The organism is Nocardiopsis mwathae (assembly GCF_014201195.1).
GTDB lineage: Bacteria > Actinomycetota > Actinomycetes > Streptosporangiales > Streptosporangiaceae > Nocardiopsis_C > Nocardiopsis_C mwathae.
Genome location: NZ_JACHDS010000001.1, coordinates 5,112,114 through 5,136,683, shown reverse-complemented (window position 1 = coordinate 5,136,683; position 24,570 = coordinate 5,112,114). Strand labels below are relative to the sequence as shown.

At 69.6% G+C, this 24,570-nt stretch carries 20 protein-coding genes; 11 read left to right on the top strand and 9 right to left on the bottom strand.

Going from position 1 to position 24,570, the window contains the following annotated elements; genetic code table 11:
• Nucleotides 1-638: 638 nt before the first annotated feature.
• Entirely contained in the window at nt 639-2,150 is a 1,512-nt protein-coding gene (locus HNR23_RS22490) for a CCA tRNA nucleotidyltransferase (protein ID WP_184078483.1), read from the bottom strand.
• A gap of 206 nt (nt 2,151-2,356) precedes the next feature.
• On the opposite strand from HNR23_RS22490, the gene HNR23_RS22485 reads away from it, so the two are divergent.
• The 8 genes from HNR23_RS22485 (at nt 2,357) to trxA (ending at nt 13,577) form a co-directional block, all read left to right on the top strand.
• On the top strand, nt 2,357-4,900 hold the full coding sequence (locus HNR23_RS22485; protein ID WP_184078481.1) for a DUF6049 family protein: 2,544 nt from the start codon (nt 2,357-2,359) through the stop codon (nt 4,898-4,900).
• Between the two features lie 123 nt (nt 4,901-5,023).
• Nucleotides 5,024-6,709 (top strand): murein biosynthesis integral membrane protein MurJ, encoded by a 1,686-nt coding sequence (gene murJ / locus HNR23_RS22480; RefSeq protein WP_184078479.1) that lies wholly within the window; start codon nt 5,024-5,026, stop codon nt 6,707-6,709.
• Nucleotides 6,710-6,792: 83 nt separating this feature from the next.
• On the top strand, nt 6,793-8,628 hold the full coding sequence (murJ, locus tag HNR23_RS22475; protein ID WP_184078477.1) for a murein biosynthesis integral membrane protein MurJ: 1,836 nt from the start codon (nt 6,793-6,795) through the stop codon (nt 8,626-8,628).
• A 258-nt stretch (nt 8,629-8,886) separates the two neighbouring features.
• Nucleotides 8,887-10,440, top strand: coding sequence for a protein kinase family protein (locus HNR23_RS22470; protein ID WP_184078475.1), 1,554 nt, complete (start codon nt 8,887-8,889; stop codon nt 10,438-10,440).
• A 9-nt stretch (nt 10,441-10,449) separates the two neighbouring features.
• On the top strand, nt 10,450-11,070 hold the full coding sequence (gene sigM / locus HNR23_RS22465; RefSeq protein ID WP_184078473.1) for an RNA polymerase sigma factor SigM: 621 nt from the start codon (nt 10,450-10,452) through the stop codon (nt 11,068-11,070).
• Complete coding sequence (locus tag HNR23_RS22460) at nt 11,067-11,966, top strand: zf-HC2 domain-containing protein (protein ID WP_184078471.1); 900 nt, start codon at nt 11,067-11,069, stop codon at nt 11,964-11,966. The genes sigM and HNR23_RS22460 overlap by 4 nt, the downstream gene beginning before the upstream one ends.
• Before the next feature lie 242 nt (nt 11,967-12,208).
• Nucleotides 12,209-13,144, top strand: a complete 936-nt coding sequence (gene trxB, locus HNR23_RS22455; RefSeq protein WP_184078469.1) for a thioredoxin-disulfide reductase — start codon at nt 12,209-12,211, stop codon at nt 13,142-13,144.
• A 109-nt stretch (nt 13,145-13,253) separates the two neighbouring features.
• The gene (gene trxA, locus HNR23_RS22450) at nt 13,254-13,577 is read left to right on the top strand and encodes a thioredoxin (protein WP_184078467.1); all 324 of its coding nucleotides are present in this window, start codon (nt 13,254-13,256) and stop codon (nt 13,575-13,577) included.
• A 202-nt stretch (nt 13,578-13,779) separates the two neighbouring features.
• On the opposite strand, the gene HNR23_RS22445 is transcribed toward trxA, so the two are convergent.
• From HNR23_RS22445 to rpmH, 8 genes are all read right to left on the bottom strand, one after another.
• Nucleotides 13,780-14,712, bottom strand: a complete 933-nt coding sequence (locus tag HNR23_RS22445; protein ID WP_184078465.1) for a ParB/RepB/Spo0J family partition protein — start codon at nt 14,710-14,712, stop codon at nt 13,780-13,782.
• Nucleotides 14,713-14,737: 25 nt separating this feature from the next.
• Nucleotides 14,738-15,568, bottom strand: a complete 831-nt coding sequence (locus tag HNR23_RS22440; RefSeq protein ID WP_184080726.1) for a ParA family protein — start codon at nt 15,566-15,568, stop codon at nt 14,738-14,740.
• A 182-nt stretch (nt 15,569-15,750) separates the two neighbouring features.
• Nucleotides 15,751-16,461, bottom strand: coding sequence for a 16S rRNA (guanine(527)-N(7))-methyltransferase RsmG (rsmG, locus tag HNR23_RS22435; protein WP_184078463.1), 711 nt, complete (start codon nt 16,459-16,461; stop codon nt 15,751-15,753).
• Nucleotides 16,462-16,647: 186 nt separating this feature from the next.
• Nucleotides 16,648-17,169, bottom strand: a complete 522-nt coding sequence (locus HNR23_RS22430; RefSeq protein WP_343070777.1) for a Jag family protein — start codon at nt 17,167-17,169, stop codon at nt 16,648-16,650.
• A 127-nt stretch (nt 17,170-17,296) separates the two neighbouring features.
• Nucleotides 17,297-18,229: a membrane protein insertase YidC gene (gene yidC, locus HNR23_RS22425; RefSeq protein WP_184078459.1), complete on the bottom strand. Its 933-nt coding sequence runs from the start codon at nt 18,227-18,229 to the stop codon at nt 17,297-17,299.
• A gap of 26 nt (nt 18,230-18,255) precedes the next feature.
• Nucleotides 18,256-18,573: a membrane protein insertion efficiency factor YidD gene (gene yidD, locus HNR23_RS22420; RefSeq protein WP_184078457.1), complete on the bottom strand. Its 318-nt coding sequence runs from the start codon at nt 18,571-18,573 to the stop codon at nt 18,256-18,258.
• The gene (rnpA, locus tag HNR23_RS22415; protein WP_184078455.1) at nt 18,560-18,940 is read right to left on the bottom strand and encodes a ribonuclease P protein component; all 381 of its coding nucleotides are present in this window, start codon (nt 18,938-18,940) and stop codon (nt 18,560-18,562) included. Before rnpA ends, yidD begins: the two co-directional genes overlap by 14 nt.
• An 84-nt stretch (nt 18,941-19,024) precedes the next feature.
• The gene (gene rpmH / locus HNR23_RS22410; protein WP_184078453.1) at nt 19,025-19,168 is read right to left on the bottom strand and encodes a 50S ribosomal protein L34; all 144 of its coding nucleotides are present in this window, start codon (nt 19,166-19,168) and stop codon (nt 19,025-19,027) included.
• An 832-nt stretch (nt 19,169-20,000) separates the two neighbouring features.
• Between rpmH and dnaA the strand changes: the two genes are divergently transcribed.
• The 3 genes from dnaA to gnd all read left to right on the top strand — a co-directional run bounded on the left by dnaA (nt 20,001) and on the right by gnd (nt 24,413).
• Nucleotides 20,001-21,710 (top strand): chromosomal replication initiator protein DnaA, encoded by a 1,710-nt coding sequence (dnaA, locus tag HNR23_RS22405; RefSeq protein WP_184078451.1) that lies wholly within the window; start codon nt 20,001-20,003, stop codon nt 21,708-21,710.
• Between the two features lie 592 nt (nt 21,711-22,302).
• A complete protein-coding gene (dnaN, locus tag HNR23_RS22400; protein WP_184080724.1) occupies nt 22,303-23,442 on the top strand; it encodes a DNA polymerase III subunit beta in 1,140 nt (379 codons plus the stop codon).
• A gap of 65 nt (nt 23,443-23,507) precedes the next feature.
• A complete protein-coding gene (gene gnd / locus HNR23_RS22395) occupies nt 23,508-24,413 on the top strand; it encodes a phosphogluconate dehydrogenase (NAD(+)-dependent, decarboxylating) (protein ID WP_184078449.1) in 906 nt (301 codons plus the stop codon).
• The last annotated feature ends 157 nt before the right edge of the window (nt 24,414-24,570 follow it).

Here is a 24,570-nt window from a genome sequence, read left to right as displayed (position 1 = left end):
GTGAAAACCGGCCACGATACCCCGATATCTCCGAGATCAACGGAGGCAGGGGCGGGAAGCGCTTTTCCGAGGGATTTCGGGCCCTGTGGGTAGTTGCGAGCACGTGGTTGGGCGGCTCCGGACCGCCCGGAAGTCCGGAATTCCGCTTCGCGTGAAGGGCATTCCGCGATTCGGGAGAAATGGCTGCCGTGGGGGCCTTTCCTGAGATGACCATGGGGTGGAATCCGATGGTGTCCGTTTCGTCGGATTAAATCCCATGGTCATCGGAGATGCGGGGGTGAAGGCGGCCAGGAGGGCGCACCACCTCGGTGCTCCGACCTGAGCCGACGCCCACCCGCACGACGACCGGCGCCCCCAGCCCCCTCCCGCCGTCGCTGCTGCTTTTTCCCACGGAATATCTCGCGGGCGGCCGGCAAGAAGGCCGCCCAGCGGACCTGGACCGCCCTCTCCTCCACCCCGCCTGTTTGTCGACACATCGCCCAAGTGTCCTACCGACACAGCGATGGGCCGACCCGTCGACCCGTCGACCCGTCGATCTGACGGTCGGTCGGCCCATCGATGAAAGGTAAGAAGAGGAAACGGGGAGAGGGGACAGGGGGAAGCGGATGAGGGGAAAGCGGTGACGCGCTACCCCCTGTCTACAGCTCCTCCTGCTGTTCCGCCCACTTGCGCAGTTCGGCCACGGCGTCCGCCTTGTCCATGGGGCCGTTCTCCAGGCGCAGTTCCAGCATGTAGCGGTAGGCCTTGCCGACCAGCGGGCCCGGGCCTATGCCGAGGATCTCCTGGATCTCGTTGCCGTCCAGGTCGGGGCGGATCTTGTTGAGCTCCTCCTCCTCGGCTAGGCGGGAGATACGGTGCTCGATGTCGTCGTAGGAGCGCGCCAGGGCCGCGGCCTTGCGGCGGTTGCGCGTGGTGCAGTCGGCTCTCGTCAGGACGTGCAGGCGCTCCAGCAGGTGGCCGGCGTCGCGGGCGTAGCGGCGCACCGCCGAGTCGGTCCACTCGCCCTTGCCGTAACCGTGGAAGCGCAGGTGCAGCGCCACGAGCTTGCTGACGTCGGCGACGACGTCCTTGGGGAAGCGCAGCGCGCTCAGCCGGCTCTTGCTCATGGACGCGCCCACCACCTCATGGTGGTGGAAGCTGACCCGCCCGCCCGGCTCGAAAGCGCGGGTCTTGGGCTTGCCGATGTCGTGCAGCAGGGCGGCCAGGCGCAGCACCAGGTCCGGCTGCATGCCCCGCTGCTTCTCCAGGTCCATCGCCTGGTCGAGCACGGTCAGCGAGTGCTCGTAGACGTCCTTGTGCCGGTGGTGCTCGTCGATCTCCAGGCGCAGTTTGGGGATCTCCGGCAGCACGTAGCGCGCGATCTCCAGGTCCACCATGTGCTCGATGCCCACCCGCGGGTCGGGGCTGACCATCAGCTTGGTGAGCTCGTCACGGATGCGCTCCGCCGAAACGATCGTGAGGCGGTCGGCCATGTCCGTGGCCGCGGCCTTGACCTCCGGTGCGAGCTCGAAGGAGAGCTGGGCGGCGAACCGGATCGCGCGCATGATGCGCAGCGGGTCATCGCTGAAGGAGTCCTCGGGGCGCGCGGGCGTGCGCAGACGGCGCTCCTTCAGGTCGGCCAGGCCGCCGAAGGGGTCGATGAACTCGCGTCCGGGCAGGTGGACCGCCATCGCGTTGACCGTGAAGTCGCGGCGGATGAGGTCTTCGTACAGCGACTCGCCATAGTCGACCTCGGGCTTGCGCGACTTGGGCTGGTAGGACTCGCTGCGGTAGGTGGTGATCTCCAGCTGGTAGCCGTTCTTGCGCAGCCCCACCGTGCCGAAGTCGATGCCGACCGTCCACACGGCGTCGGCCCATCCGTCGATCAGCTTGAGGATGGTCTGCGGCACCGCGTCGGTGGTCAGGTCCAGGTCGTGCACCTCGCGCCCGAGCAGGGCGTCGCGTACCGGCCCGCCCACCAGGGCCAGCTCGTGGCCGGCGGCGGTGAAAAGGTCACCGAGCTCCGTGGCGATGCCGTCGATCGAGCTGAACAGCCTGCCGATCGCGTCCCTCTGCTCGTCCGTCAGCTCCGCTGGAGCGGTCGACGCGGACGCGCCTTCGCGAGGGGACTCGGGACGCGGGGTTTCACCAGGAAGCGCAGTGTTCGGCACACCACCAGAGGGTAGGTGCCCTCACCCCCTTGTGCGAATCGGCCAAGCGAATGCTGCGGGGGTATCCCGGCGAGGAGGTATCGTCGGGTTGATCCACCGTGCTCGGCCCGCTCCCCCCGGGGCCGTCGCGTGCTGAGAGCCCACGGTGGCCCCTGCGTCAGCGATCTCCCGCGGCCAATATCAAACCGACTCGGAAATCTTCTCGCGTGCGTCGACTTGCTCATTTCGGTGCGGTCGTGGCCACGGCCGCCGTTCTGGTTCCGGCACTGGCCGCGGCTGCTCCTGCTCCTGCTCAGCTGAGCGCCGCCGCACCGGTGCCCTCCACCCGCCCCGTGTCCGACTCCGCCGAGGGCGGCGACGCCCTCACCGTCGAGCGGATCTCCCCGCAGGCGGTCGGCGAGAAGAGCACCGTCACCGTCACCGGCCAGGTCACCAACACCACCGACGACGACCTGTCGGATGCCACGGTCCGCCTGCGCTACTCCCGCTACCCCTTCAGCGACCGCTCCCAACTCGGCTCCTATGCCTCCGGCGACGGTGCGCAGCCGCAGGTCACCGGACCCAAGACCGAGCTCGATGAGCCGCTGCGCCCCGGAGAGTCGGCCACCTACTCGCTGAAGATCAAGGCCGAGGACATGCGCCTGGGCGACTTCGGTGTCTACCCGCTGGCCGTCGACCTGCTGGACGCGTCCGGGCGCTCCCTGGAGACCCGCTACACCTTTCTCCCCTACGAGGGCGGCTCCGCACCCGGCGAGGTCGACATCGCCTGGCTCTGGCCGCTCATGGGCACCCCGCAGCGCGCCGACGACGACACCTTCCTCGGTGACGCCCTGGACAAGAGCCTGACGCGCAACGGGCGGTTGGGCCGGATCCTGGTCGCCGGTGCGCAGAGTTCCGACATCACGCTGGACCCGTCGGCCGACCCGTCCGCCTCGCCCGGCGACAGCCCCGCGCCCACGCCCGGTCCCGAGGCCACCGCCAAGGACACGACCGAGGAGAAGCCCGAGAACGGCGACACGGGCGCGGACGACGGGGAGAAGAGCGCCGCGGGCACCGACGGGGTCCCGATCACCTGGGCGGTCGATCCGGCCACTCTGGACGACATCGAGCGGTTGGGCGCCGGCGACTTCCACGTGCTGGAGAACCCCGGGCAGACCCCCGCGAACGCGGGCGACGCGGCCGCCGCACCCGCGACCGTGTCCCGCGAGGCCAGCACCGCCGCCGTGCTGTGGCTGGAGCAGGCCCGGACGGGTCTCGACGGCCGACCGGTCGTCGCCACCCCGTATGCCGACGCCGACATCTCCGCGCTCCTCCGCCACGATCTGCGCGGCGACGCCGAGGCGGCGGTGACGCTCGGCCGGGAGTCGGTCAAGAACGTCCTGGGCACCGACGTCGACGCGTCGGTGGCCTGGCCGGCGGGCGGGCTGATGAACTCCGAGACCCGCGACTTCCTCGGTGAGCACGGCGCCACGACGTTCCTGCTGAGCGAGACCGCCCTCCCCGCGCGCACGGCGGGCACCACCCCGACGGCGCAGGCCGTGCTCCCCGTCGAGAACTCCGACGACGACGCGACCGGCATCGTCACCGACGCCGGCCTGACCCGGGCGCTCGCCCAGCCCAGCGGCACCCCCGGCGATGCCGCCCTGGCGTCGCAGCGGTTCGCCGCCGAGACGGCGATGATCGCCGCCGAGGGCGGGGAGGACCGGACGGTCGTCGCCGCTCCGCCCCGCGACTGGAACCCGGGGGCGCAGTTCGCGTCCGACGTGCTCAAGGCGAGCGAGGAGCTGCCCTGGCTCGACCCGGTCGCGCTGGAGGACGTCGAGGTCAACGGCAAGGCCGAAGCGCAGCGCGGCGAGCTCACCTACCCCGATGAGGGCGCGCGGTCCGAGCTCACCGGTACCTACCTGGACCAGGTCGAGGAGGTCCGCAAGGACATCCGGCTGTTCAACACGATCCTGACCGACGACGTCGACCCGTTCCGCCCGGCGGTGCTGCGGCTGGAGTCCGCGGCCTGGCGGGATGACAAGACCGCCGCCGCCCAGGCCCGCGCGCTGGTGGCGCGGGCGGTCACGGCCAGCCGCGAGGACGTACACATCATCCCCGGTGAGACGGTCACCCTCGCGAGCAAGACCGGCAAGATCGGTGTCCTGGTCGCCAACGACCTGGAGAACGAGACGGTCACGGTCAACCTGTCGATCTACTCGGAGAACAGCGAGCGGCTGAGCGTCGGCAAGTACCAGAAGGAGATGACGCTCCGCCCCGGTCGCAAGACCACGGTCTATGTCCCGCTGTCCGCCCGGATCAACGGCCGCACGGTGCTCAACCTGAGTCTGCAGAACGCCGACGGCGAGCCGATCTCCGAGGAGGTGCCGCTGCCGGTGAACGCCACCGGTCTGGGGACCCAGGCGCTGCTCATCAGCGGCGTCGGCGCGCTGATCCTGGTGGTGGCGCTGGCGCCGCGGGCGCTGCGCCGCTGGTCGCGCAAGCGTGCCGAGCGCGTCCAGGGTGATGGGCGCGATCAGGGCGCGGGTGGGGGACCCGGCGGCCCGGACGGCGGTGGCAGCGGTGACGACGGGGGGCCCGGCACGGACCCTGCCGACGGCGGCCGCGACGGCGACGGTGACGACGCACCGGGTGCCATGCAGCACAATGGCAGGGGCTCGTCCGGTCCTGCGGATCGGCCCGGTGAAGGCGCCGGTCCGGGCACCGCGTCGACCGGTGAACCCACGGACGACACGTCGTCCGCATAGTCATGAGTGCGCGGGCGCCCGCTGACCGACCGCCGCGCCCGTGTCGCGCTCACTCTCCCCACCACCACCCGACCCGGGCCGCCGCGCGCGGCGGCCCGCAGCTCGCGAAAGGAGCCGAGGCCGGTGGCAACCGACACCGCGAACGGCAGTGACGAGACCTCTTCCGCCTCCGGCGGCGGATCGGGGTCCTCCGGAGGCGCGATGCGTTCCAGCATGGTCATGGCCATCGGCACGATGGTGTCGCGGGTGACGGGCTTCCTGCGCACGATCGTGCTCGCCGCCGCACTCGGCACCCACCTGCTGGCCGACGCCTACAACACGGCCAACACCATCCCGTTCATCATCAACGACCTGCTCATCGGCGGTCTGATGGCGAGCGTGATCATCCCGTTCCTGGTCAAGCGGCGCAAGCGCGACGCCGACGGGGGCGAGGCCACGGAGAACCGGCTGTTCACCACGGCCGTGCTGCTGCTGACCGTCGTCACCACGGTCGCGATCGTCGCCGCCGAGCTGCTGATCCGGCTGTACGCGAGCAAGTTCACCCCCGTGCAGACGGAGGTCTCGGTCTACCTGGCGCGGTTCCTGCTCGCCCAGATCTTCTTCGTCGGATTGAGCGGGCTGATCAGCGCCATGCTCAACACGCGCGACAAGTTCGGGGCCCCGGTGTGGGCCCCGGTGCTGAACAACCTGGTGATCATCGCGGTCGGCGGGCTGTTCCTGGTCATCGCCGGTCCCGGGCACACCCCGGAGACCGTCACGCAAGGCCAGCTCATCCTGCTGGGCGCCGGAACCGCCATGGGCATGGTGCTGCAGGCGGTCGTGCTCCTGGTGTCGCTGTGGCGGGCCGGATTCCGCTGGCATCCCCGCCTGGACCTGCGCGGTTCGGGTCTGGGCGAGGCGCTGGGCACCGCCGGATGGATGCTCGTCTACACGCTGATGATGCAGCTGGGCTTCGTCATCACCGCCAACATCGCCAACGCGGCGAACGTCGCCAACCAGGCCACGGAGCACGCCGCCGGTGCGGGCCTCACCGCCTACAACTACGCCTACCAGCTGTTCCAGCTGCCGTACGCGATCATCGCGGTCTCGCTCATCACCGTGCTGCTGCCGAAGATGAGCGCGCACGCCGACGACGAGCGGTGGGACGAGGTGCGCGCCGGGTTCTCGCGCACGCTGCGCGTCTCGGCGATGGTCCTGGTCCCGCTGGCGCTGGCGATGGCGATGTACTCCGTGCAGCTGTCGGTGCTGGTGTTCGCGCGCGGCAGCACGTCGGTGGCCGACGCGCAGAACATCGGCGTGGTGCTCGCGGTCATGTCGCTGGGCCTGGTCCCGTTCACGGTCTTCCAGCTGATGCTGCGGGTCTTCTACGCCATGGGTGACACCCGTACCCCGGCCCTGATCAGTATCGCCAACGTGTCGGTGCACGCCGCGATCGGCTGGGCGTCCTACTTCCTGCTGCCGCCGCACCTGGTGGTGGTGGGCGTCGCCGCCGGGTTCATGCTGTCGTTCGTGTCCGGCCTGCTCATCGCGGGCACCATCCTCAGCCGCCGGTTGGGCGGGGTTGACGGGCGGCGCGTCTTCGGCACATTGTTGCGGCTGCACCTGGCGTCGGTGCCGAGCGTCGCCGCCGGTTTGGGCATCCTCTGGTTCTTCACCGAGCGGTTCGGCGCGGGCCTGGTCACCAACATCGGTGCCCCCCTCACCGGCTGCGCGGTGGGTGCGCTGCTGTTCGTGCTCTTCGCACGGCTGCTGCGGATCGCGGAGCTGAAGGCCGCCACGGACCTGGTGCGTGCGCGCCTGGGCCGCTGACCCCGCTCGGCCACGCCGTCGCGGCCCCTGCCCCCGACGCCCCGGCGCTCGCCCCACCCCCCGAAAACAGATTGTCGAGAACGGTGTCGAACGATCACCAGCAGACCCCCGAGCGTCCGCACGGCCGGCTCCTGACCCCTGAGGAGGTCCTCGACGAGGTCGAGCGGACCGAACCGGCGAGCGCGCCGGAGCCCGGGCTCGCCACCACCCGCGACCCCCGCGACGTCGGCGACGCCGGCACGGCCGACCGTCCGGGTGAGGACGGGGACGAGATCGGCGGTGCCGCGCACGCCGCACCGCCGAACCTCATGCGGTCCAGCGCCATCATGGCGCTGGGCACGGTGTTCTCCCGGGCCACCGGCTTCATACGGACGATCGTGCTGGCGGCGGCGCTGGGCACCCAGTTGCTCGGCGACGCCTACCAGACGGCGAACATGGTGCCGTTCGCCGTCTACGATCTGCTCATCGGCGGGCTGCTGGCCAGTGTGTTCGTGCCGTTCCTGGTGAAGCGCAAGAGGCTGGACGCCGACGGCGGGCAGGCCACCGAGCAGCGGCTGCTCACCGCCATGCTGGCGGTGCTGGCGGTGATCACGGTCGTGGGGCTGATCGCCTCGGAGTGGCTGATCCGGCTGTACGCGGGTGAGTTCACCACGGCCCAGCACGAGGTGGCGGTTCAGCTCGCGCGATTCCTGCTCGCGCAGATCTTCTTCATCGGGGCGAGCGGCATCGTCAGCGCGATGCTCAACAGCCGCAACCATTTCGGTGCGCCGATGTGGGCCCCGGTGCTGAACAACCTGGTGATCATCGCGGTCGGCGGGCTGTTCCTGGTCATCGCCGGTCCGGGCAGCACGCCGGAGACGATCACGTCGGGCCAGATCGCGCTGCTGGGCCTGGGCACGACGGCCGGGCAGGTACTGCAGTGCCTGGTGCTGGTGTGGGCGCTGTGGCGCGCCGGGTTCAGCTGGCGGCCCCGCTTCGACCTGCGCGGGTCGGGCCTGGGCGAGGCGGTGCGCACGGCCTCGTGGATGATGCTCTACATCGCCGTCGCCCAGTTCGGGCTGCTGATCACCACCAACGTCGCCACCCGCGCGGGTGTGCGCGCGGCCGAACTGGGGGAGTCGGCGGCCGGCGCCGGGATCACCGCCTACAAGTTCGCGTTCATGCTGTTCCAGATGCCGTACGCGATCATCGCGGTGTCGGTGATCACGGCGCTGCTGCCGCGGATGAGCGAGCACGTCGCCGACGGCCGCAAGGACCTGGTCCGGTCGGACTTCTCCCGCGGGTTCCGGCTGTCGTCGGTGCTGATCGTGCCGATCTCGGTGGCGATGGCGGTGTTCGCCGTCCCGTTCTGCGTGCTGATCTACGCCCGCGGCAGCACGTCGGTGGAGGACGCGCAGAGCATCGGCGTGATCCTGGCCGTGTTCGCGCTGATGCTCATCCCGTTCACCCTGTTCCAGCTGCTGCAGCGGGTGTTCTACGCGCTGGGCGACACCCGCACGCCGTCGCTGATCGCGATCCCGGCGGAGATCGTGCACGCCACGGTCGCGATCTCGCTGCTCTTCCTGGTGCCGCCGCGGATGATCGTGGTGCTGCTGCCGGTGGCCTACGGCCTGTACTACATCGTCGGGTCGGTGCTGGCGTGGTGGAAGCTGCGGGACCGGATGAACGGACTGGACGGGAAGCGGACCCTGCGCACCCTGGTGCTGCTGCACGTCGCCACCGTGCCCAGCGCGGTCTTCGGGGTGGCGGCGATCGCCGTCTCCGGTGCCCTGCCGGGCACGGTCCTGCCCGCCGTCACCGCCGTCACCGCGGGCGGGCTGGTCGGAGCGGTCCTGTTCGTCCTGGTGGCGCGCCGAATCGGAGTGACGGAAGTCACAACGCTGCTGGGAATGGTGCGGAGCCGACTGCTGCGTCGCTGATCAACAGCGGTGGATGACCGTGCGTGATCACCTGAAGGGACCCTATGCGTCTGAAGTCCGGTGTACTTGTCCTCCGGGGGCGCCGGTCGCGCGTCCTAGCATGGAGCAGCGGTTATCCGCCGCCCCACCCGTCCTTCTCCGAGCTGCCCGAAGGGAGGCCTGGGACAGCCGACATGGCCGGATGCCTCCGCGAGAACCCGGGCACGGGAACCGTTCCGTCCACCGGGCCGTCCGGCCGTCGTGTCCGTTACTCCCGGCATGAGCACCTTCATGATTGAGCCAGGCGCATGGCTCGCAGGCCGTTACCGGCTCGACGAACTCGTCAGTGAGACCGGTGGCGCCTCCGTCTGGAAGGCCACCGACGAAACCCTCGCCCGCCCCGTCGCGGTCTGGACCTTCGCGGAGGGGTTCCCGCGTACCGGCGACGTGGTCCGCGCGGCCCGCGCCACCAGCCGCATCGCCGACTCCCGCGTCACCCAGGTGTTCGACGCCGACGACACCGCCGCCCTGCCCTACGTTGTCGAGGAGTGGGTGGTCGGCCAGTCCCTGGCCGACCTGCTCGCCCAAGGCCCGATGGCGCCCGAGCGCGCCGCCGGCCTGGTCGCCGAGGCCGCCGAAACACTCGCCACCGCACACGCCACCGGCCTCTACCACCTCAACCTGACCCCCGGCAAGCTCATGTGGAGCGTCGGCGGCGCCATCAAGGTCACCGGTATCGGCACCGACGCCGCACTGCGCGGACTTGCCCCGGCCGCCCCCGGCACCCTCGACGCCCAGGGCCTGGGCCGGCTCCTGTACGCCGCGCTCACCGCCCACTGGCCCGACGCCGCCGCCCAGGTCGGCCTGCGACCGGCACCGATGGCCAACGGCGCCCCCTGCCCGCCCGCGCGGCTCAGGCCCGAGATCCCGGCCCGGCTCGACGAGATCGTCTGCCGGGCGGCGTTCCAGGCGCCGATGGGCGGCGGCCCGCTGGCCACCCCGCGCGCGGTCGCCGACGCGCTGGCCGACGTGCCGCGCATGGTGCCGCTCCCCGCGGCGATGACCGCCGGTCCGGCGACTCCCCCGACCGAACAGGGCACCTCCCGGCACAGCGGCGAGTTCGCCGCCGCTCCCGCGCCACCCCCGCCGCCGAGCCGTCGCCGCACTTCCCCCGAGCCGGGCGGTCCGGAGGACTCCCCGGGACCGTCGCGGGTGACCAAGGCGGTGCTGGGCGTCGTCGCCCTGCTGGTGTTCGTCGCCGTGGTCGCGGGCGCGTGGACCATCGGCAGCAGCATCGGCGGATCCGACGCTCCCTCGGCCGACGGCGGGACCTCCGACACCACCGACGACAAGCCGGACGACGGGAAGAAGGACGAGGACGAGCCCGATCTGACCGAGCTCTCCCCGGCGAGCGCCACGGGCTTCGACCCTCCGCCCGGCGACGGCAGCGAGCACGACGGCAACGCGAAGAACGCACTCGACGGCGACCCCTCCACCGAGTGGAAGACCGAGGGCTACAACAGCCCCACCTTCGGCAACCTCAAGAGCGGCGTCGGTCTCCTGATCGACATGGGCGAGGAGGTCGAGCTGCACCAGGTCGACCTGGTCCTCGGCACGGCCGGACCGGCGAACCTGGAGATCCTGGTCGGGAACGCCCCCGAGCTGGAGTCGCTGACGTCGGCCGGAGGCGCGAATGGGGCCAGCGGGGAGGAAACCGTTAAGCTTGCCGAACCTGCCAAGGGGCGCTACATCGTCGTATGGTTCACTGAACTTCCCCAAGACGGCCAGTACCGGGGGACGATCAACGAGGTCAAGCTGCTCGGGAATACGTGACACAAGGTGATGAACGCGGTCCAGGAGCTCCCGGACAAGGAGTTGATGTCCAGGCACGCCCAAGGCGATGACCGGGCCTTCGACGAACTCGTCCGGCGGCACCGTGAACGCATGTGGGCGGTCGCCATCCGCGTTCTCGGCGATCCCGAAGAGGCCTCCGACGCTCTCCAGGACGCCCTCCTGTCCGCGTTCCGCGGCGCACACCGGTTCCGCGGCGAGGCTCGGGTGAGCACCTGGCTGCACCGGATCGTCATCAACGCCTGCCATGACCGCATGCGCCGCAAGATGGTGCGGCCCTCGGTGCCCACCGACGACGCCACCCTCGACGTCCTGTCCAACGAGCGCGCCCGCGCCACCGCCCCCGACCCCACGGGGCGCAGCGACTCCGCCATGGACGTGCACTCCGCGCTCGACCGCCTGCCCCCCGAGCAGCGGCTCGCCCTGGTCCTGGTGGACATGCTGGGCTACCGGGTCGACGAGGCGGCCGACATCCTCGACGTCGCCGCCGGAACGGTGAAGAGCCGGTGCGCGCGAGGAAGGGCGCGACTTCTCCCATATCTCGTTCATCTGAGGAACCCTGAAGCCTCCCGAGACGTCACATCTCCGAGAGGAGGTGACCGGAGACCGTGACGTCTCATGTGGACGCGGAGACCCTCGCCCTGTCGGCCGAAGGACTCCTCGACGACGATGAGGAGCGCTTGGTCCGGGAGCACATCGCCGGCTGCCCGAGCTGCGCCGCGGAGCTGAGCTCGCTGGCCGACGTCTCACGGATGCTCGCGGAGGCACCGGCACCCCCACTTCCCGAGGATGTCGCCGCACGCCTGGAGGCCGTGCTGCGCGCCGAAGCCGAACAGCTCCGTGCGAGCCGCGAGGCGAACGCCCGGCTGCGGAGCGGAGCCGAGACGCCCGAACCGCCCTCCGCCGGCGGAGGGGCCGTCGCACCGCTGCGGCCCCGCACCGGCCCGGCGCGCTGGATGCCCTACCTCGCCGCTGCCGCCGCCGCGGTCTTCGTGATCGGTGGCGGTGCCGCCGTCATCCGCGGCATGATGGCACCGGACCCCGTCGAGCACACCTTCGACGCCGAGCACGACGGCGGCGCGCCCGACGCCGCCCTGCCCTACCGCCTCCGGGTCGTGGAGAGCGGCACCGAGTACACCGCCTCGGCTCTCGCCACCCAGGCCGAGGACGTGCTGGCGGCCTCCCCTGAGACCACCCACGGCGCTGAGAGCCCCGCAGACGCTCCGAAACCCGAGTACCTGGACGAGGAGACCCCCGACCCCTCCGCGTGCCTGCAGCGGCTCGACAGGAGCCGGGAGGACCTGTCCATGGTCGACCTCGCCACCTTCCGGCCCGAGGGGGACGGCGCCCCCCTGGACGCCTGGGTCATGTACTTCGCCGGCGGCTCCGACGGTGGCGCGGACGGCCCCGCCGGCTCCACCGCCTACGATGTGCTGGTCGTCTCACCGGGATGCGCCGGCGGGGCGGGCGACACGGTGCTCGCCCGGGCCACCGTCACGGAGCGCTGAGCACGCCCTCGGCCCCTCCCGGGGACGACACCCGGGGACGAGACCGCCACCGCACGCCGCGGTCCGTATGTCGGCTTGTCGACGAACCCTCCGCCCACGTGTCGACATGTGGGTAAACGAACAGCTCACATGCGCCGCCCGGGTCTCGTGGGAATGGGGCGCACCTACCATCTGTTGGTAGTGAACGACTTCCCCGACACCGAGCTGACAGCTACCAGCCAGCAATCGAAGGGCGCACGAGCGTGAGCGACGTCCGTAACGTAATCATCATCGGATCCGGTCCGGCGGGATACACCGCGGCCGTCTACGCGGCCCGGGCCGAGCTGCGGCCCCTGGTCTTCGAGGGCGCCATCACCGCCGGCGGCGCCCTGATGAACACCACCGAGGTCGAGAACTTCCCCGGGTTCCCCGACGGCATCATGGGGCCCGACCTCATGGACAACATGCGCAAGCAGGCCGAGCGCTTCGGCGCCGAGTTGGTCGCCGACGACGTCACCGAGGTCGACCTCACGGCCACTCCCAAGGTCGTCAAGGTGGGCGAGGATGTCTACCGTGCGCACACCGTCATCGTGGCCACCGGTTCCGGCTACCGGAAGCTGGGTGTCCCCGGTGAGGAGGAGTACTCCGGCCGCGGCGTCTCCTGGTGCGCGACCTGCGACGGCTTCTTCTTCCGTGACCAGGACATCGCCGTGGTCGGCGGCGGCGACACCGCCATGGAGGAGGCCACCTTCCTCACCCGATTCGCCCGGTCGGTCACCGTCATCCACCGCCGCGACGAGCTGCGCGCCAGCAAGATCATGCAGGAGCGCGCGTTCAACAACGACAAGATCCGCTTCGTCTGGAACAGCGAGGTGACCGAGGTCCTGGGCAAGGACGGCAAGGCGGTCGGGGTCCGGCTGCAGGACACCGGGACCGGTGCGGAGAGCACGCTCGACGTCACGGGTCTGTTCATCGCCATCGGCCACGACCCGCGGGTGGAGCTGTTCGAGGGCCAGCTCGATCTCGATTCCGAGGGCTACCTCGCGGTCGACTTCCCCACCACCAAGACCAAGATCCCCGGCGTGTTCGCCGCGGGAGACGTGGTGGACCACACCTATCGTCAGGCTGTGACCGCAGCCGGCACCGGCTGCGCCGCGTCTCTGGACGCCGAGCGCTTCCTGGCCGAGCAGGGCGACTGACACGCAGCGGATGGATCGCCGACCACCGGCGACCGCGCACTGCCGTCGGCACGGCGTACACGTACCGACGATGCCCGACACCGATTCCAATCTGTGAGGAGATCCCATCGTGGCCGAGCTCAAAGAGGTCACCGACGCCAGCTTCGAAGCCGATGTGCTGAAGAGCGACAAGCCGGTGCTCGTCGACTTCTGGGCCGAGTGGTGCGCGCCGTGCAAGCAGATCGCCCCGATCCTGGAGGAGATCGCGGATGAGCACGGCGACAAGCTCACCATCGTCAAGCTCAACGTCGACCAGAACCCGAACGTGGCCCGCGACTACGGCATCATGCGTATCCCGACCATGAACGTCTTCAAGGGTGGCGAGGTCGTCAAGCAGATCATGGGCGCCAAGGCCAAGCGCAAGCTGGTCGAGGAGCTCCAGGAGGTCATGTAGGCTCCTGGCGCCGGGAGGCGGCCCCGCCTCCCAACGATGTTTCACGTGAAACGGCCCCCGAGTTCCTCGGGGGCCGTTTCACGTGTCCGGTCCGTCAGCGCGGGCCGGACGGGCGGGAGCCATGGATCCGGTGCTGCACGCCGCGAGCCGATACGGGCCGATGCAGCGATTTGTCGATGTGGCGAGTTGGCGACGGGTCGCCTCAGCGCTCCGTCGCCTCGGGTGCCATCGCGCCGATGATGCGCTCAAGGTCCTCCATCGTCGCGAACTCCACGACGATCTTGCCCTTGCTGCGGCCCATATTGACCTTCACCCGGGTGTCGAAGGCGTCGGAAAGGCGGCGCGACCACTCCTCCATCTCCGGCTGCGGCTCCTTGCCGACCGGGGAGCGGCGCCGGGAGGCCTGGTCGTCGCCGGTCTCGCGCAGTGCGATGAGCTCTTCCAGTGCCCGGACCGACAACCCCTCCTCGACGATGCGGCGCGCCAGCCGGTCCTGAGTCTCGGACTCCTCCACCGACAGCAGCGCCCGAGCGTGCCCGGCGCTCAGCACCCCGGCCGCCACCCGCCGCTGGACCGACGGCGAGAGGTTGAGCAGGCGCAGCGTGTTGGTGATGTGCGGGCGCGACCGCCCGATGCGCTTGGCGAGTTCGTCGTGGGTGGCGCCGAAGTCGTCGAGCAGCTGCTGGTAAGCGGCCGCCTCCTCCAGGGGGTTGAGCTGCTGGCGGTGCAGGTTCTCCAGCAACGCGTCGCGCAGCAGGTCGTCGTCGCCCGTCTCGCGCACGATCGCGGGGATCCGGTCGAGCCCCGCCTCCTTGCTGGCTCGCCAGCGCCGCTCGCCCATGATGAGCTCGTAACGGTCCGCCCCCAGTTTGCGGACCACCACCGGCTGCAGCAGACCCACCTCGGCGATGGACGCCCTCAGCTCCTCCAGGGCCTCCTCATCGAAGTGCTGCCGCGGCTGACGCGGGTTCGGTCGGACCGACGTGACGTCGATCTCCACCAGGTAGGTGCCGCCGACGAGTTCGGGGGACCGCTCGGGCCCCGAACCGTTCGAGGTGGTGCTGGGGGGAACCGCAGGCCCCTGTGGAATGAGGGCGCCCAGCCCCTTGCCCAGACCGCGCCGCTGCTGGCTCACCGACGTCTCCCTTCACGTCCCATGATCAGTTTCCGGCGCTCGTCCTCGCCCGGTAGGCGATCTCCTTGGCCGCCTCCATGTAGGCCACAGCACCGGTGGAGCCCGGGTCGTAGGTCATCACGGACTGGCCGTAGCTCGGCGCTTCCGAGACCCGGACGCTCCGGGGCACCAACGTCTTGAGTACCAGATCTCCGAAGTGGCCGCGCACTTCATCCGCAACCTGTGACGCCAGGCGGGTGCGGCCGTCGTACATCGTGAGCACGAACGTGGAGATGTCCAGCCCGGGGTTGAGGTGGGACTTCACGAGTTCCACGTTGCGCAGCAGCTGCCCGAGACCCTCCAGCGCGTAGTACTCGCACTGAATCGGGATCATCACCTCGTCGCAGGCCACCATCGCGTTCACGGTGAGGAGCCCGAGGGACGGCGGGCAGTCGATGAGGATGTAGTCCAGCTCGCCGGTGTCGTACGCCGCGAACGCACGCTTCAGCCGGGATTCCCGGGCGACCAGGGACACCAGCTCGATCTCCGCGCCCGCCAGGTCGATGGTGGCCGGGACGCACCAGAGGTTGTCGATGTTGGGAACCGGGCGCGCCAGGTTCCGGATCTCCTCGTCCTCCACCAGGCAGTGGTAGATGGACCGCGAGTCGGCCCCTCTCTCCATCCCCAACGCGGTGGAGGCGTTCCCCTGGGGGTCGAGGTCGACGACGAGCACACGGTTGCCGTGCATCGCCAGCGAGGCCGCGATGTTGACGGTCGTCGTCGTCTTCCCCACGCCGCCCTTCTGGTTGGCCACACTCATGATGCGGCAGCGCTCCGGGCGGGGCCAACCGTCGTCGACATGGCCACGCACCGACATCGCGGCGCGGGCAGCACGCGCTATTGGCGTGTCGAGCTCCACGTCAACGGGCGCCGAAGGCGCCATGATGTCCACCCCGGTTTCACGTGAAACATCCACGGTCAACGACGGATGGTCAGCCCAGTGCTGTGTTTCACGTGAAACATGGGTGCCGTCGGACTGGTTGTGGGGCACGAATGAGTTCACCTCTTCCGTCCGCGCTTATTCCTACCGCCCGGCGCGCGTTGCCGCCTGGACGGAGTGACTTGGTCGCCCTTGGACGTGACAGTGACACGAACGACCGTGGTAGCGGGATCGACTTTACCGCTCCCCACCCGAATAACATCGGCGACGCAGGGGCGTTGCTTCATCAATTCGGCGCGAGACTCTTCGAGTTCGGCCTCGGCCTGCTCTCCCTTGAGTGCGAGCAGACTACCCCCCGGCCGCAGCAGGGGCAGTGCCCAGCCCCCCAACCGGGCGAGCGGAGCCACGGCGCGGGCCGTGACCACATCGGCCTGCAGCTCTCCCTTGGCCTCTTCCGCACGCCCCCGCCGCACCGTCACGTTCTCCAGGCCCAGCAGCTCCACGCACTCGCGCAGGAAGACCGTGCGGCGCAGCAACGGTTCGAGGAGGACGATCCGCAGATCCGGGCGGAGGATCCCGAGGACGACCCCGGGCAGCCCCGCACCGGAACCGATGTCGATGACCTCTGCCCCCTGCGGAATCACCTCCTCGACCACCGCGCAGTTCATCAAGTGCCGCTCCCAGAGCCGGGGCACCTCGCGCGGGCCGATCAGCCCGCGCTCTACCCCGGCGTCCGCGAGCAGTTCCGCGTAACGCGTGACCACAGGCAGGGCGCCACCGAACAGAGCACTCGCCCTCTCCGGCGGCGCAGTGTCAGCACCCGAGGTCATGAGTCATCACCTTGGTCTCTTCATCGGTAGATCGTCAGGTCGAGATAGAGAGATGTCGACCTGCCGCCGTGGACGGCGGACATCGGAAAGTCCGGGGATCAGGCACAGAGAAGCGCCCCCCACGATCCTACGCGTGGAGGGCGCTGGAGTTTCACGTGAAACCTCGGCGTACGCCGCCGAAGTCGACTAATCCACAGGGTGGATGACCACGTACCGGTTGGGCTCCTCACCCTCCGACTCGCTGTGCAGACCCGCCTCGGCGACGGCGTCGTGCACCACCTTGCGCTCGAAGGGGGTCATCGGCGCCAGCGGCTTGACCTCGCCGGTCCGCTTGACCTCATCGGCGGCTTCGGCACCGATACGGGCGAGCGCCCTGCGGCGCCCCTCCCGGTAGCCGCCGATGTCCAGCATCAGACGGCTGCGGCTTCCCGTGCTGCGATGCACCGCCAGCCGCGTCAGCTCCTGCATGGCCTCAAGGACCTCGCCCTTGTCGCCGATGAGCTCGTCGAGGGTCGCACCCACGACGGAGACCATCGCTCGGTCACCCTCGACGTCCATGTCGATGTCACCGTCGAAGTCCGCGATGTCCAGCAGACCCTCGATGTAGTCCGCCGCGATGTCGCCCTCGCGCTCCAGCGCCTCGATGTCGACCTCGGGCTCGACGTCATCCTGCTCGGGGGCGTCCGCTACCGCGACACTGCCGCGGATCTCCTCCGCTTCGGCCGTGGTGCTGTTGCTGTTGCTCAAAGCGAGCTGTCTCCTTCACATCCCGGTCGGCCGGCCGCGCGTGTCCAGGGCCTGTTCCGCCTACGCGCCACCGATACCGTCGCTGACCCTACTTCCGCGGGTTCCCGCCGCCACGCTTCGCCCGCGACTTCTTCTTCGGCTGCTTACGCTCGATCTTAGGCTGTTCGACCGGCTCGGGCTCGGACTCCGTGCGCTTCCCGAACAGGCCCTTCGCGGAACCGTTCGAGCTACCGCCGGCCCCGGCCGTCGCGGGAGTGGTCGCGGGGTGCTTCTTGTAGAGGAAGTGCTGCTGTCCCATGGTCCACACGTTCGAGGTGACCCAGTAGATCAACACACCGATCGGCATGGCGAGACCGAAGAGGCCGAACGCCGGCGCCAGGTACATCATGATCTTCTGCGTCTGCATCATCGGGTTGTCCGGCATCTGCGCCGCACTCCGCTGGATGCTCTGCCGCATGGTGAGGAAGGTCGTGGTACCCATGACGACACACGCGATGGCGATGACGATCTTCGCCATCACGGGGTCGGCCCCGTACTGCTGAAGGTCAGCGGCGGAGCTGGTGAACTGCGCGGCCAGCGGCGCATGGAAGATCATGGCGCCCTGGGCGCTGTGCACGAGCTCCTCGGTGAAGCCGTAACGCGCGTTGCCTTCGGCGACGTTCCGCAGCACGTTGAACAGGGCGAAGAAGACCGGCATCTGCAGCAGCAACGGGAGGCAGCCCATGACCGGGTTGGTGCCGCTCTCCTGGTAGAGCTTCATCATCTCTTGCTGCTGGCGCTGCTTGTCGTGCTTGTAGCGCTCCCGCACCTTCATCATCTGCGGCTGCATGTCCTGCATCTTCCGCTGCGTGTGCATCTGCTTCACGAACAGCGGAACCATGATCACGCGCATCAGCACGGTGAGCAGAACGATCGCAAGACCCCACGCCAAGCCGCTATCGGGGTTCAGCCCGATGAACGTCAAACCCGCGTGGATCTGGATCAGCACCCAGCCGACGATGTTGTAAAGCCAGTCCAGCACCGGCCAACTCCCTTTTCCTTCGGTTGCTACAGGCCCGTTGAGCCGGGTTCCACGTCACCGCCGGTCCCGCGACCCGCGTCGTCCGCCTCGTGGACACGCGCGCTCCGCCCCGGAGGAACGGGATCGAGCCCGCCCGGGTGGAAGGGGTGGCAGCGGCCGATTCTGCGGACGGTCAGCCAGAGGCCTCGCGCCGCGCCGTGCTCCTGCAGCGCCTCGACCGCATAGGCGCTGCAGGACGGATAGAAGCGACAGACCGGAGGGAACAACGGACTGATGAACCGCTGATAGCCCCGTATGGGCACGGTCAGCAGTCGCGCCGCGAAATCAGGTCTACCGTCGGTCATGAACCCGCTTCTCCCGGGGACGCGTCACCGCGTTCAGTGCGCTGTCGAGCTGTGCGGCGAGGGCGTCGTATCCAAGGGACGCGGCCAAGGGTTTGGCCCGCACTACTAGCAGGCTACCCCCGGCCAGATGGCCGACCCGATCCCGCATCAGGTGGCGCAGTCGCCGCTGCACCCGCTTGCGGACGACCGCCCCGCCGACCGCCTTACTGACGACGAACCCCACCCGCGGGGGCCGGTCCGTCTCGGTGGCGCCGGGCGGGGAGGCGAGGTAGACGAGCCCGAGCGCGGGGCGCCCGGCACGCCTTCCCTTGCGCATGACAAGGCCGAACTCGGCGCTGTGCCGCATGCGGTTTCGGGGCGACAACATCGATTCGGTCCTTGAACACACGAAGAGGACCGGCTGCCGGGCGGGCAGACCGGTCCTTGACGGTCGTCGATCGACTCGTGGCGCCTAGTGGCTCACGGTCAGCCGCGCGCGCCCCTTGTTCCGGCGCGAGGCGATGATCGCGCGGCCGGCGCGAGTGCGCATACGCAGGCGGAAACCATGGACCTTCGCGCGGCGCCGGTTGTTCGGCTGAAACGTACGCTTGCTCACAGCTGGACTCCAGGGGCGTCTAAGGAAGTACTACGGGCTTACGACCCCGCGGGCGGGGCCGAGATGTCTAGGCTTGGTCGACGTCGCGGGGACGTTCGAGTGCTGTTGAAGAACATCGCCCGCTCGCGCCGCCACGGCTGTACCTGTGCAGACGAGAGCACGGGTCACAGACAGATAGCGACTCAAGCATAAAGAAGATACGGGTTGCGCCCGCACCGGTCAAATCGGCGACAGCACACCACCAGGGACGACGCGCCCCCGGACCCCGTCCAGCCTACCCGGCGCCCGCCGGGGGTCGCCCGGGGCACGGGCACGCACCCCGCCCCACGCGGCCGCTCTGTCCACAGAAATCCGGGTCTGTGGACAACCTCTTCTCCACAGCCGGTGGACTTCCCCCAAACCACGCGCTGCTGTGGATAACGTGGAAGGTGGAAAACCCACCGCGCTCCGCGCCCCGACCTGTGGATTCACTCCCCTTACCCCCAACCTGCTCTCCGCTTGAACTGCGGTTTGTGGATAAGTCGCCGACACCGTCGGGCTTCTGAGAGGCTGTGTACGAAGCTGTGCACAACCTGTGGATGCCTGCCGAAAGCTGTGGAAGCCCGCCCGGCAGGCGGAGAATCCGCACCGTGAACGTGGCGCCGGCCGTACACAGCCAATCCACAGTCGGCCCCCTGGTTACCCACAGGCCACCCTTGGCGACGGAGTCGGCGTCCCCGTCCCGCACGGGTCCGAGCAGCGGGGACAATGGTGCGTCCGGGGCGGTCGCGCCCGGGTGTGTCAGGACAAGCAGAAGACCAGGCGAAAAGGGGACGAACCGTGGCAGGTCACCGTGTCTGAGGCACAGGTCAACCTCCCAATGGTGTGGTCGAGCGTGCTGGACAGCCTCGACAACAGCACGCTTCCCCCACAGCAGCGGGCGTGGCTCCCGCAGACCCGGCCACTCGGGCTCATCGAGGACACCGCGCTGCTGGCCGCACCCAACGAGTTCGCCAAGGAGATCCTGGAGACGCGCCTGCGCCCGGCCATCAGCCAGGCACTCTCCGCCGCGCTGGGCCGCGAGATCCGGGTCGCGGTCACCGTCGACCCGACCGCCGTGCAGCCGGCGCCGCCCACACCCCCGGCCGTGCCCCGCGACGTCCCGGCCGCGCCGCCGGTCCAGGAGCCGCTCCCTCCCCACCCCCAGGAACCGCTCCCCGGCGGGCCGTTCGCGCGCCCCGCCTCCACGCCGCCGCCCCCTTTCCCCGAGCCGCCCGCCGCCCACCACGCGCCGCCGTCCCCGCACGACCCCGCCGGTTATCCACAGCCCTCGGGGCAGCAGGGCCCCGTCCACCACTACGACCGGGGAGAGGACCTCCTGGCGCCGAACCGCTGGGAGACACCGGTCGCGCCGCCCACGTCCGCCGACAGCGCACCGGAGCCGGCCCTTCCTCCCGGCCCCCCGGGGCACGAGGTCCCCGGGGGCGAGGTCGATGGCGACACCCAGCCGCAGAGTTCGGGCGAGCTCGCCCGGCTCAACCCGAAGTACACCTTCGACACCTTCGTCATCGGGTCGAGCAACCGCTTCGCGCACGCGGCCGCGGTCGCCGTGGCCGAGGCGCCGGCCAAGGCCTACAACCCGCTGTTCATCTACGGTGGGTCCGGACTGGGCAAGACACACCTGCTGCACGCGATCGGCCACTACACCCAGCGCCTGTACGACGGTGCCCGGGTGCGCTACGTGAGCTCGGAGGAGTTCACCAACGAGTTCATCAACTCGATCCGCGACGGCAAGGCCGACGGCTTCCGCCGCCGCTACCGCGACATCGACGTCCTCCTGGTCGACGACATCCAGTTCCTGGAGAACAAGGAGCAGACCCAGGAGGAGTTCTTCCACACCTTCAACACCCTGCACAATTCCGACAAGCAGATCGTCATCTCCAGCGACCGGCCCCCCAAGCAGCTGGTCACGCTGGAGGACCGGCTGCGCAACCGGTTCGAGTGGGGCCTGATCACCGACGTCCAGCCGCCGGAGCTGGAGACGCGCATCGCCATCCTGCGCAAGAAGGCCGCCCAGGAGCGGCTGGCCGCCCCACCGGAGGTCCTGGAGTTCATCGCCAGCAAGATCTCCACCAATATCCGCGAACTGGAGGGCGCGCTCATCCGGGTGACCGCCTTCGCCAGCCTCAACCGGCAGTCGGTCGACCTGCACCTGACCGGCATCGTGCTCAAGGACCTCATCCCCGACGACGAGGGACCGGAGATCACGGCGGCGGCCATCAAGGCCGAGATCGCCGACTACTTCGGCACCAGCGTGGAGGACCTGTGCGGCACGTCGCGCTCCCGGGTCCTGGTGACCGCCCGGCAGATCGCGATGTACCTCTGCCGCGAGCTCACCGACCTGTCCCTGCCCAAGATCGGCCAGCAGTTCGGCGGCCGTGACCACACCACGGTCATGCACGCCGACCGCAAGATCCGGTCGCTCATGGCCGAGCGGCGCTCCATCTACAACCAGGTCACCGAGCTCACCAACCGGATCAAGCAGCAGTCGCGCAACATCTGACCCCGATTTCCCCGGCTTCGCGCGGGTGAACCGCGCCGATTATCCCCAGAACTGGGCCGCTTTCTGTGGATAACCCGTGGATAACCCTGGGGACAACAGCCCCTGTCCTGTGGGCGACCTGTGGGCGGACTGTGGGTAACGCGACCGACCATGGGACGACCGATCCCCGGACCTTGTGGGCAGCCCGTGGATAACCGGTGGATAAGCGGTGGATAACCCGTGGACAACGTGTGGAGCGCCGATCCCCGTCCACAGAACGCCGAGTTGTCCCCAGGCTCCGCCCACAGGCGCGGTGGATAAAAAATCGCCGTTCACCTGCGGAGACAGTGCTTATCCACAGTATCCACAGCCCCTATTACTACGACGCCTTCCTAGAGAACTCACGTGGCTTCTCAATCAGGTTTCCCCCAGATCTGTGGACAAGCCCGCCCCGGCCCGACGTCCTCCGGCCGCAGCCCCGACCGGTCGGCCCACTTGAGGCGTTGCGGGCACCGAGGACGGTCGACTACGGGTACCGTGTGAAGCCGTCCCCTCCTGGCGTGCTTCTCCACAGGGGGCTCCCCTAGGTGATCTGAGGAAAGCGAGTCGGATGGTGAAGTTCCGGGTCGAACGCGACGTACTGGCCGACGCAGTCGCCTGGACCGCCCGCAGCCTGCCGGTCCGGCCGTCGGTGCCCGTTCTCGCGGGCATGCTGCTGGACGCGAGCGAGGGCGGGAGCGGACAGCGGCTCAAGCTGTCCTCCTTCGACTACGAGGTCTCCGCCCAGGTGTCGGTGGAGGTCGACATCGAGGAGCCGGGCACCGTCCTGGTCTCCGGCCGCCTCCTCGCCGAGATCACCCGCAACCTTCCTCCACAGACTGTGGAGATCAGCACCGACGGCGCCAAGGTCGTGGTGGCCTGCGGCAGCGCCAAGTTCACCCTGCTCACCCTGCCGGTGGAGGACTACCCGACGCTGCCGGAGATGCCGGGCCTCACCGGCGCGGTCGGCAGCGACGCGTTCGCCGCCGCCGTCAGCCAGGTCGCCGTCGCCGCCGGCCGCGACGACACCCTGCCGATGCTCACCGGCATCCGGGTGGAGATCGAGGGCGAGACCATCACGCTCGCCTCTACCGACCGCTACCGCCTCGCCGTCCGCGAGCTCACCTGGAAGCCGGAGAACCCCGAGCTGTCCGCGGTCGCGCTCGTCCCCGCCAAGACCCTCCACGACACCGCCAAGTCGCTCACCAGCGGCGCCGAGGTGTCGATCGCGCTGTCCGGAGCCGACACCGGCGAGGGCATGATCGGCTTCGAGGGCGGCGGCCGCCGCACCACCACCCGCCTGCTCGACGGGGAGTTCCCCAAGTACCGCGCGCTGCTGCCGGACTCCTTCGACACCGTTGCCGAGGTGCAGAAGTCGGAGTTCCTGGAAGCCGTCAAGCGCGTCTCGCTGGTCGCCGAGCGCAACACCCCCCTGCGGCTGGACTTCACCGAGGGCCGCCTGGTCCTGGAGGCCGGCACCGGCGACGAGGCACAGGCTGTGGAAGTCCTGGACGCCGTGCTGGAGGGCGGGGACATCCAGATCGCGTTCAACTCGGCCTACCTCATCGACGGCCTGAACGCCATCGACTCCGACGTCGCCCGGCTGCAGTTCACGACGTCGACCAAGCCCGCGATCATCACCGGCAAGCCGGCCGATGACGCGGCCGCCTCCGACTACCGGTACCTGATCATGCCGGTGCGGCTGTCCAGCTGACCTGTCGGCGGGCGGATACGGCGACTTAGCGACTTATCCACAGGTGGTTCAGGGGGATCACGCAAATGCAACTCGGCATGGTCGGCCTCGGCAAGATGGGCGGCAACATGGCGGCGCGGCTCCGCGACAAGGGGCACGACGTCGTCGGCTTCGACTTCAACCCCGAGCAGCGCGATGTCGCCAGCCTCGCCGAGCTGGTCGAGCGCCTGGAGGCGCCCCGCACGGTCTGGCTGATGGTCCCGGCGGGCGAGCCGACCGCAGAGGCCATCGAGCAGCTGTCCACCCTGCTGGCCGCCGGTGACCTCATCATCGAGGGCGGCAACTCCCACTATGTGGACGACCGCAGGCGTGCCGACTCCCTCAAGCAGGCCGGCATCTCCTACATCGACGCCGGTGTGAGCGGCGGTGTGTGGGGCCGGGAGAACGGCTACGGCATCATGGTCGGCGGCTCCGTCGAGGACGTCGAGTGCGCCAAGCCGATCTTCGACGCTCTCGTCCCCGACTCCGGCGGCGGTTTCGTGCACGCGGGCGGCGTGGGCGCCGGCCACTTCGTCAAGATGGTGCACAACGGCATCGAGTACGGCATGATGCAGGCCTTCGCCGAGGGCTACGAGCTCATGGCCGCCTCCGACATCGTGGACGACGTCCCGGGCACCTTCGACAGCTGGCGCGAGGGCACCGTGGTGCGATCCTGGCTGCTGGACCTGCTGGTCCGCGCGCTGGAGGAGGACCCCGGCCTGGACGACCTGCGCGGCTACGCCCAGGACTCCGGCGAGGGCCGGTGGACCGTCCAGGCCGCCGTCGACCACGCGGTGCCGGCCCCGGTCATCAGTGCGGCGCTGTTCGCCCGCTTCGCCTCGCGCCAGGAGGACAGCCCGGCGATGAAGGTCATCGCGGCGCTCCGCAACCAGTTCGGCGGCCACGCGGTGACCAAGACCACCGACGACCCCGTGCGCACCCCCCGCTCCTAGCCTCGTCATCGACCACCGCCCGAGGGGCGCCGCTCCGCCGTGCGTCGGCGCCCCACCCGTCCGCCCGGACGTCGGCGGGCGGTAGGTTTTCCCTCCCGGTCGCCCTCGTGTCCCACGGGAAACACGAGGGTATGGGGCGAATGGAACGGACGAGGAG

Coding starts and splice junctions, on each gene's coding strand:
- sigM (WP_184078473.1), top strand. CDS start 10,450: ATGAACGCGGTCCAGGAGCTCCCGGACAAGGAGTTGATGTCCAGGCAC.
- yidD (WP_184078457.1), bottom strand. CDS start 18,573: ATGACCGACGGTAGACCTGATTTCGCGGCGCGACTGCTGACCGTGCCC.
- rsmG (WP_184078463.1), bottom strand. CDS start 16,461: ATGACCTCGGGTGCTGACACTGCGCCGCCGGAGAGGGCGAGTGCTCTG.
- HNR23_RS22470 (WP_184078475.1), top strand. CDS start 8,887: ATGAGCACCTTCATGATTGAGCCAGGCGCATGGCTCGCAGGCCGTTAC.
- gnd (WP_184078449.1), top strand. CDS start 23,508: ATGCAACTCGGCATGGTCGGCCTCGGCAAGATGGGCGGCAACATGGCG.
- HNR23_RS22440 (WP_184080726.1), bottom strand. CDS start 15,568: ATGTCGGTGCGTGGCCATGTCGACGACGGTTGGCCCCGCCCGGAGCGC.
- rnpA (WP_184078455.1), bottom strand. CDS start 18,940: ATGTTGTCGCCCCGAAACCGCATGCGGCACAGCGCCGAGTTCGGCCTT.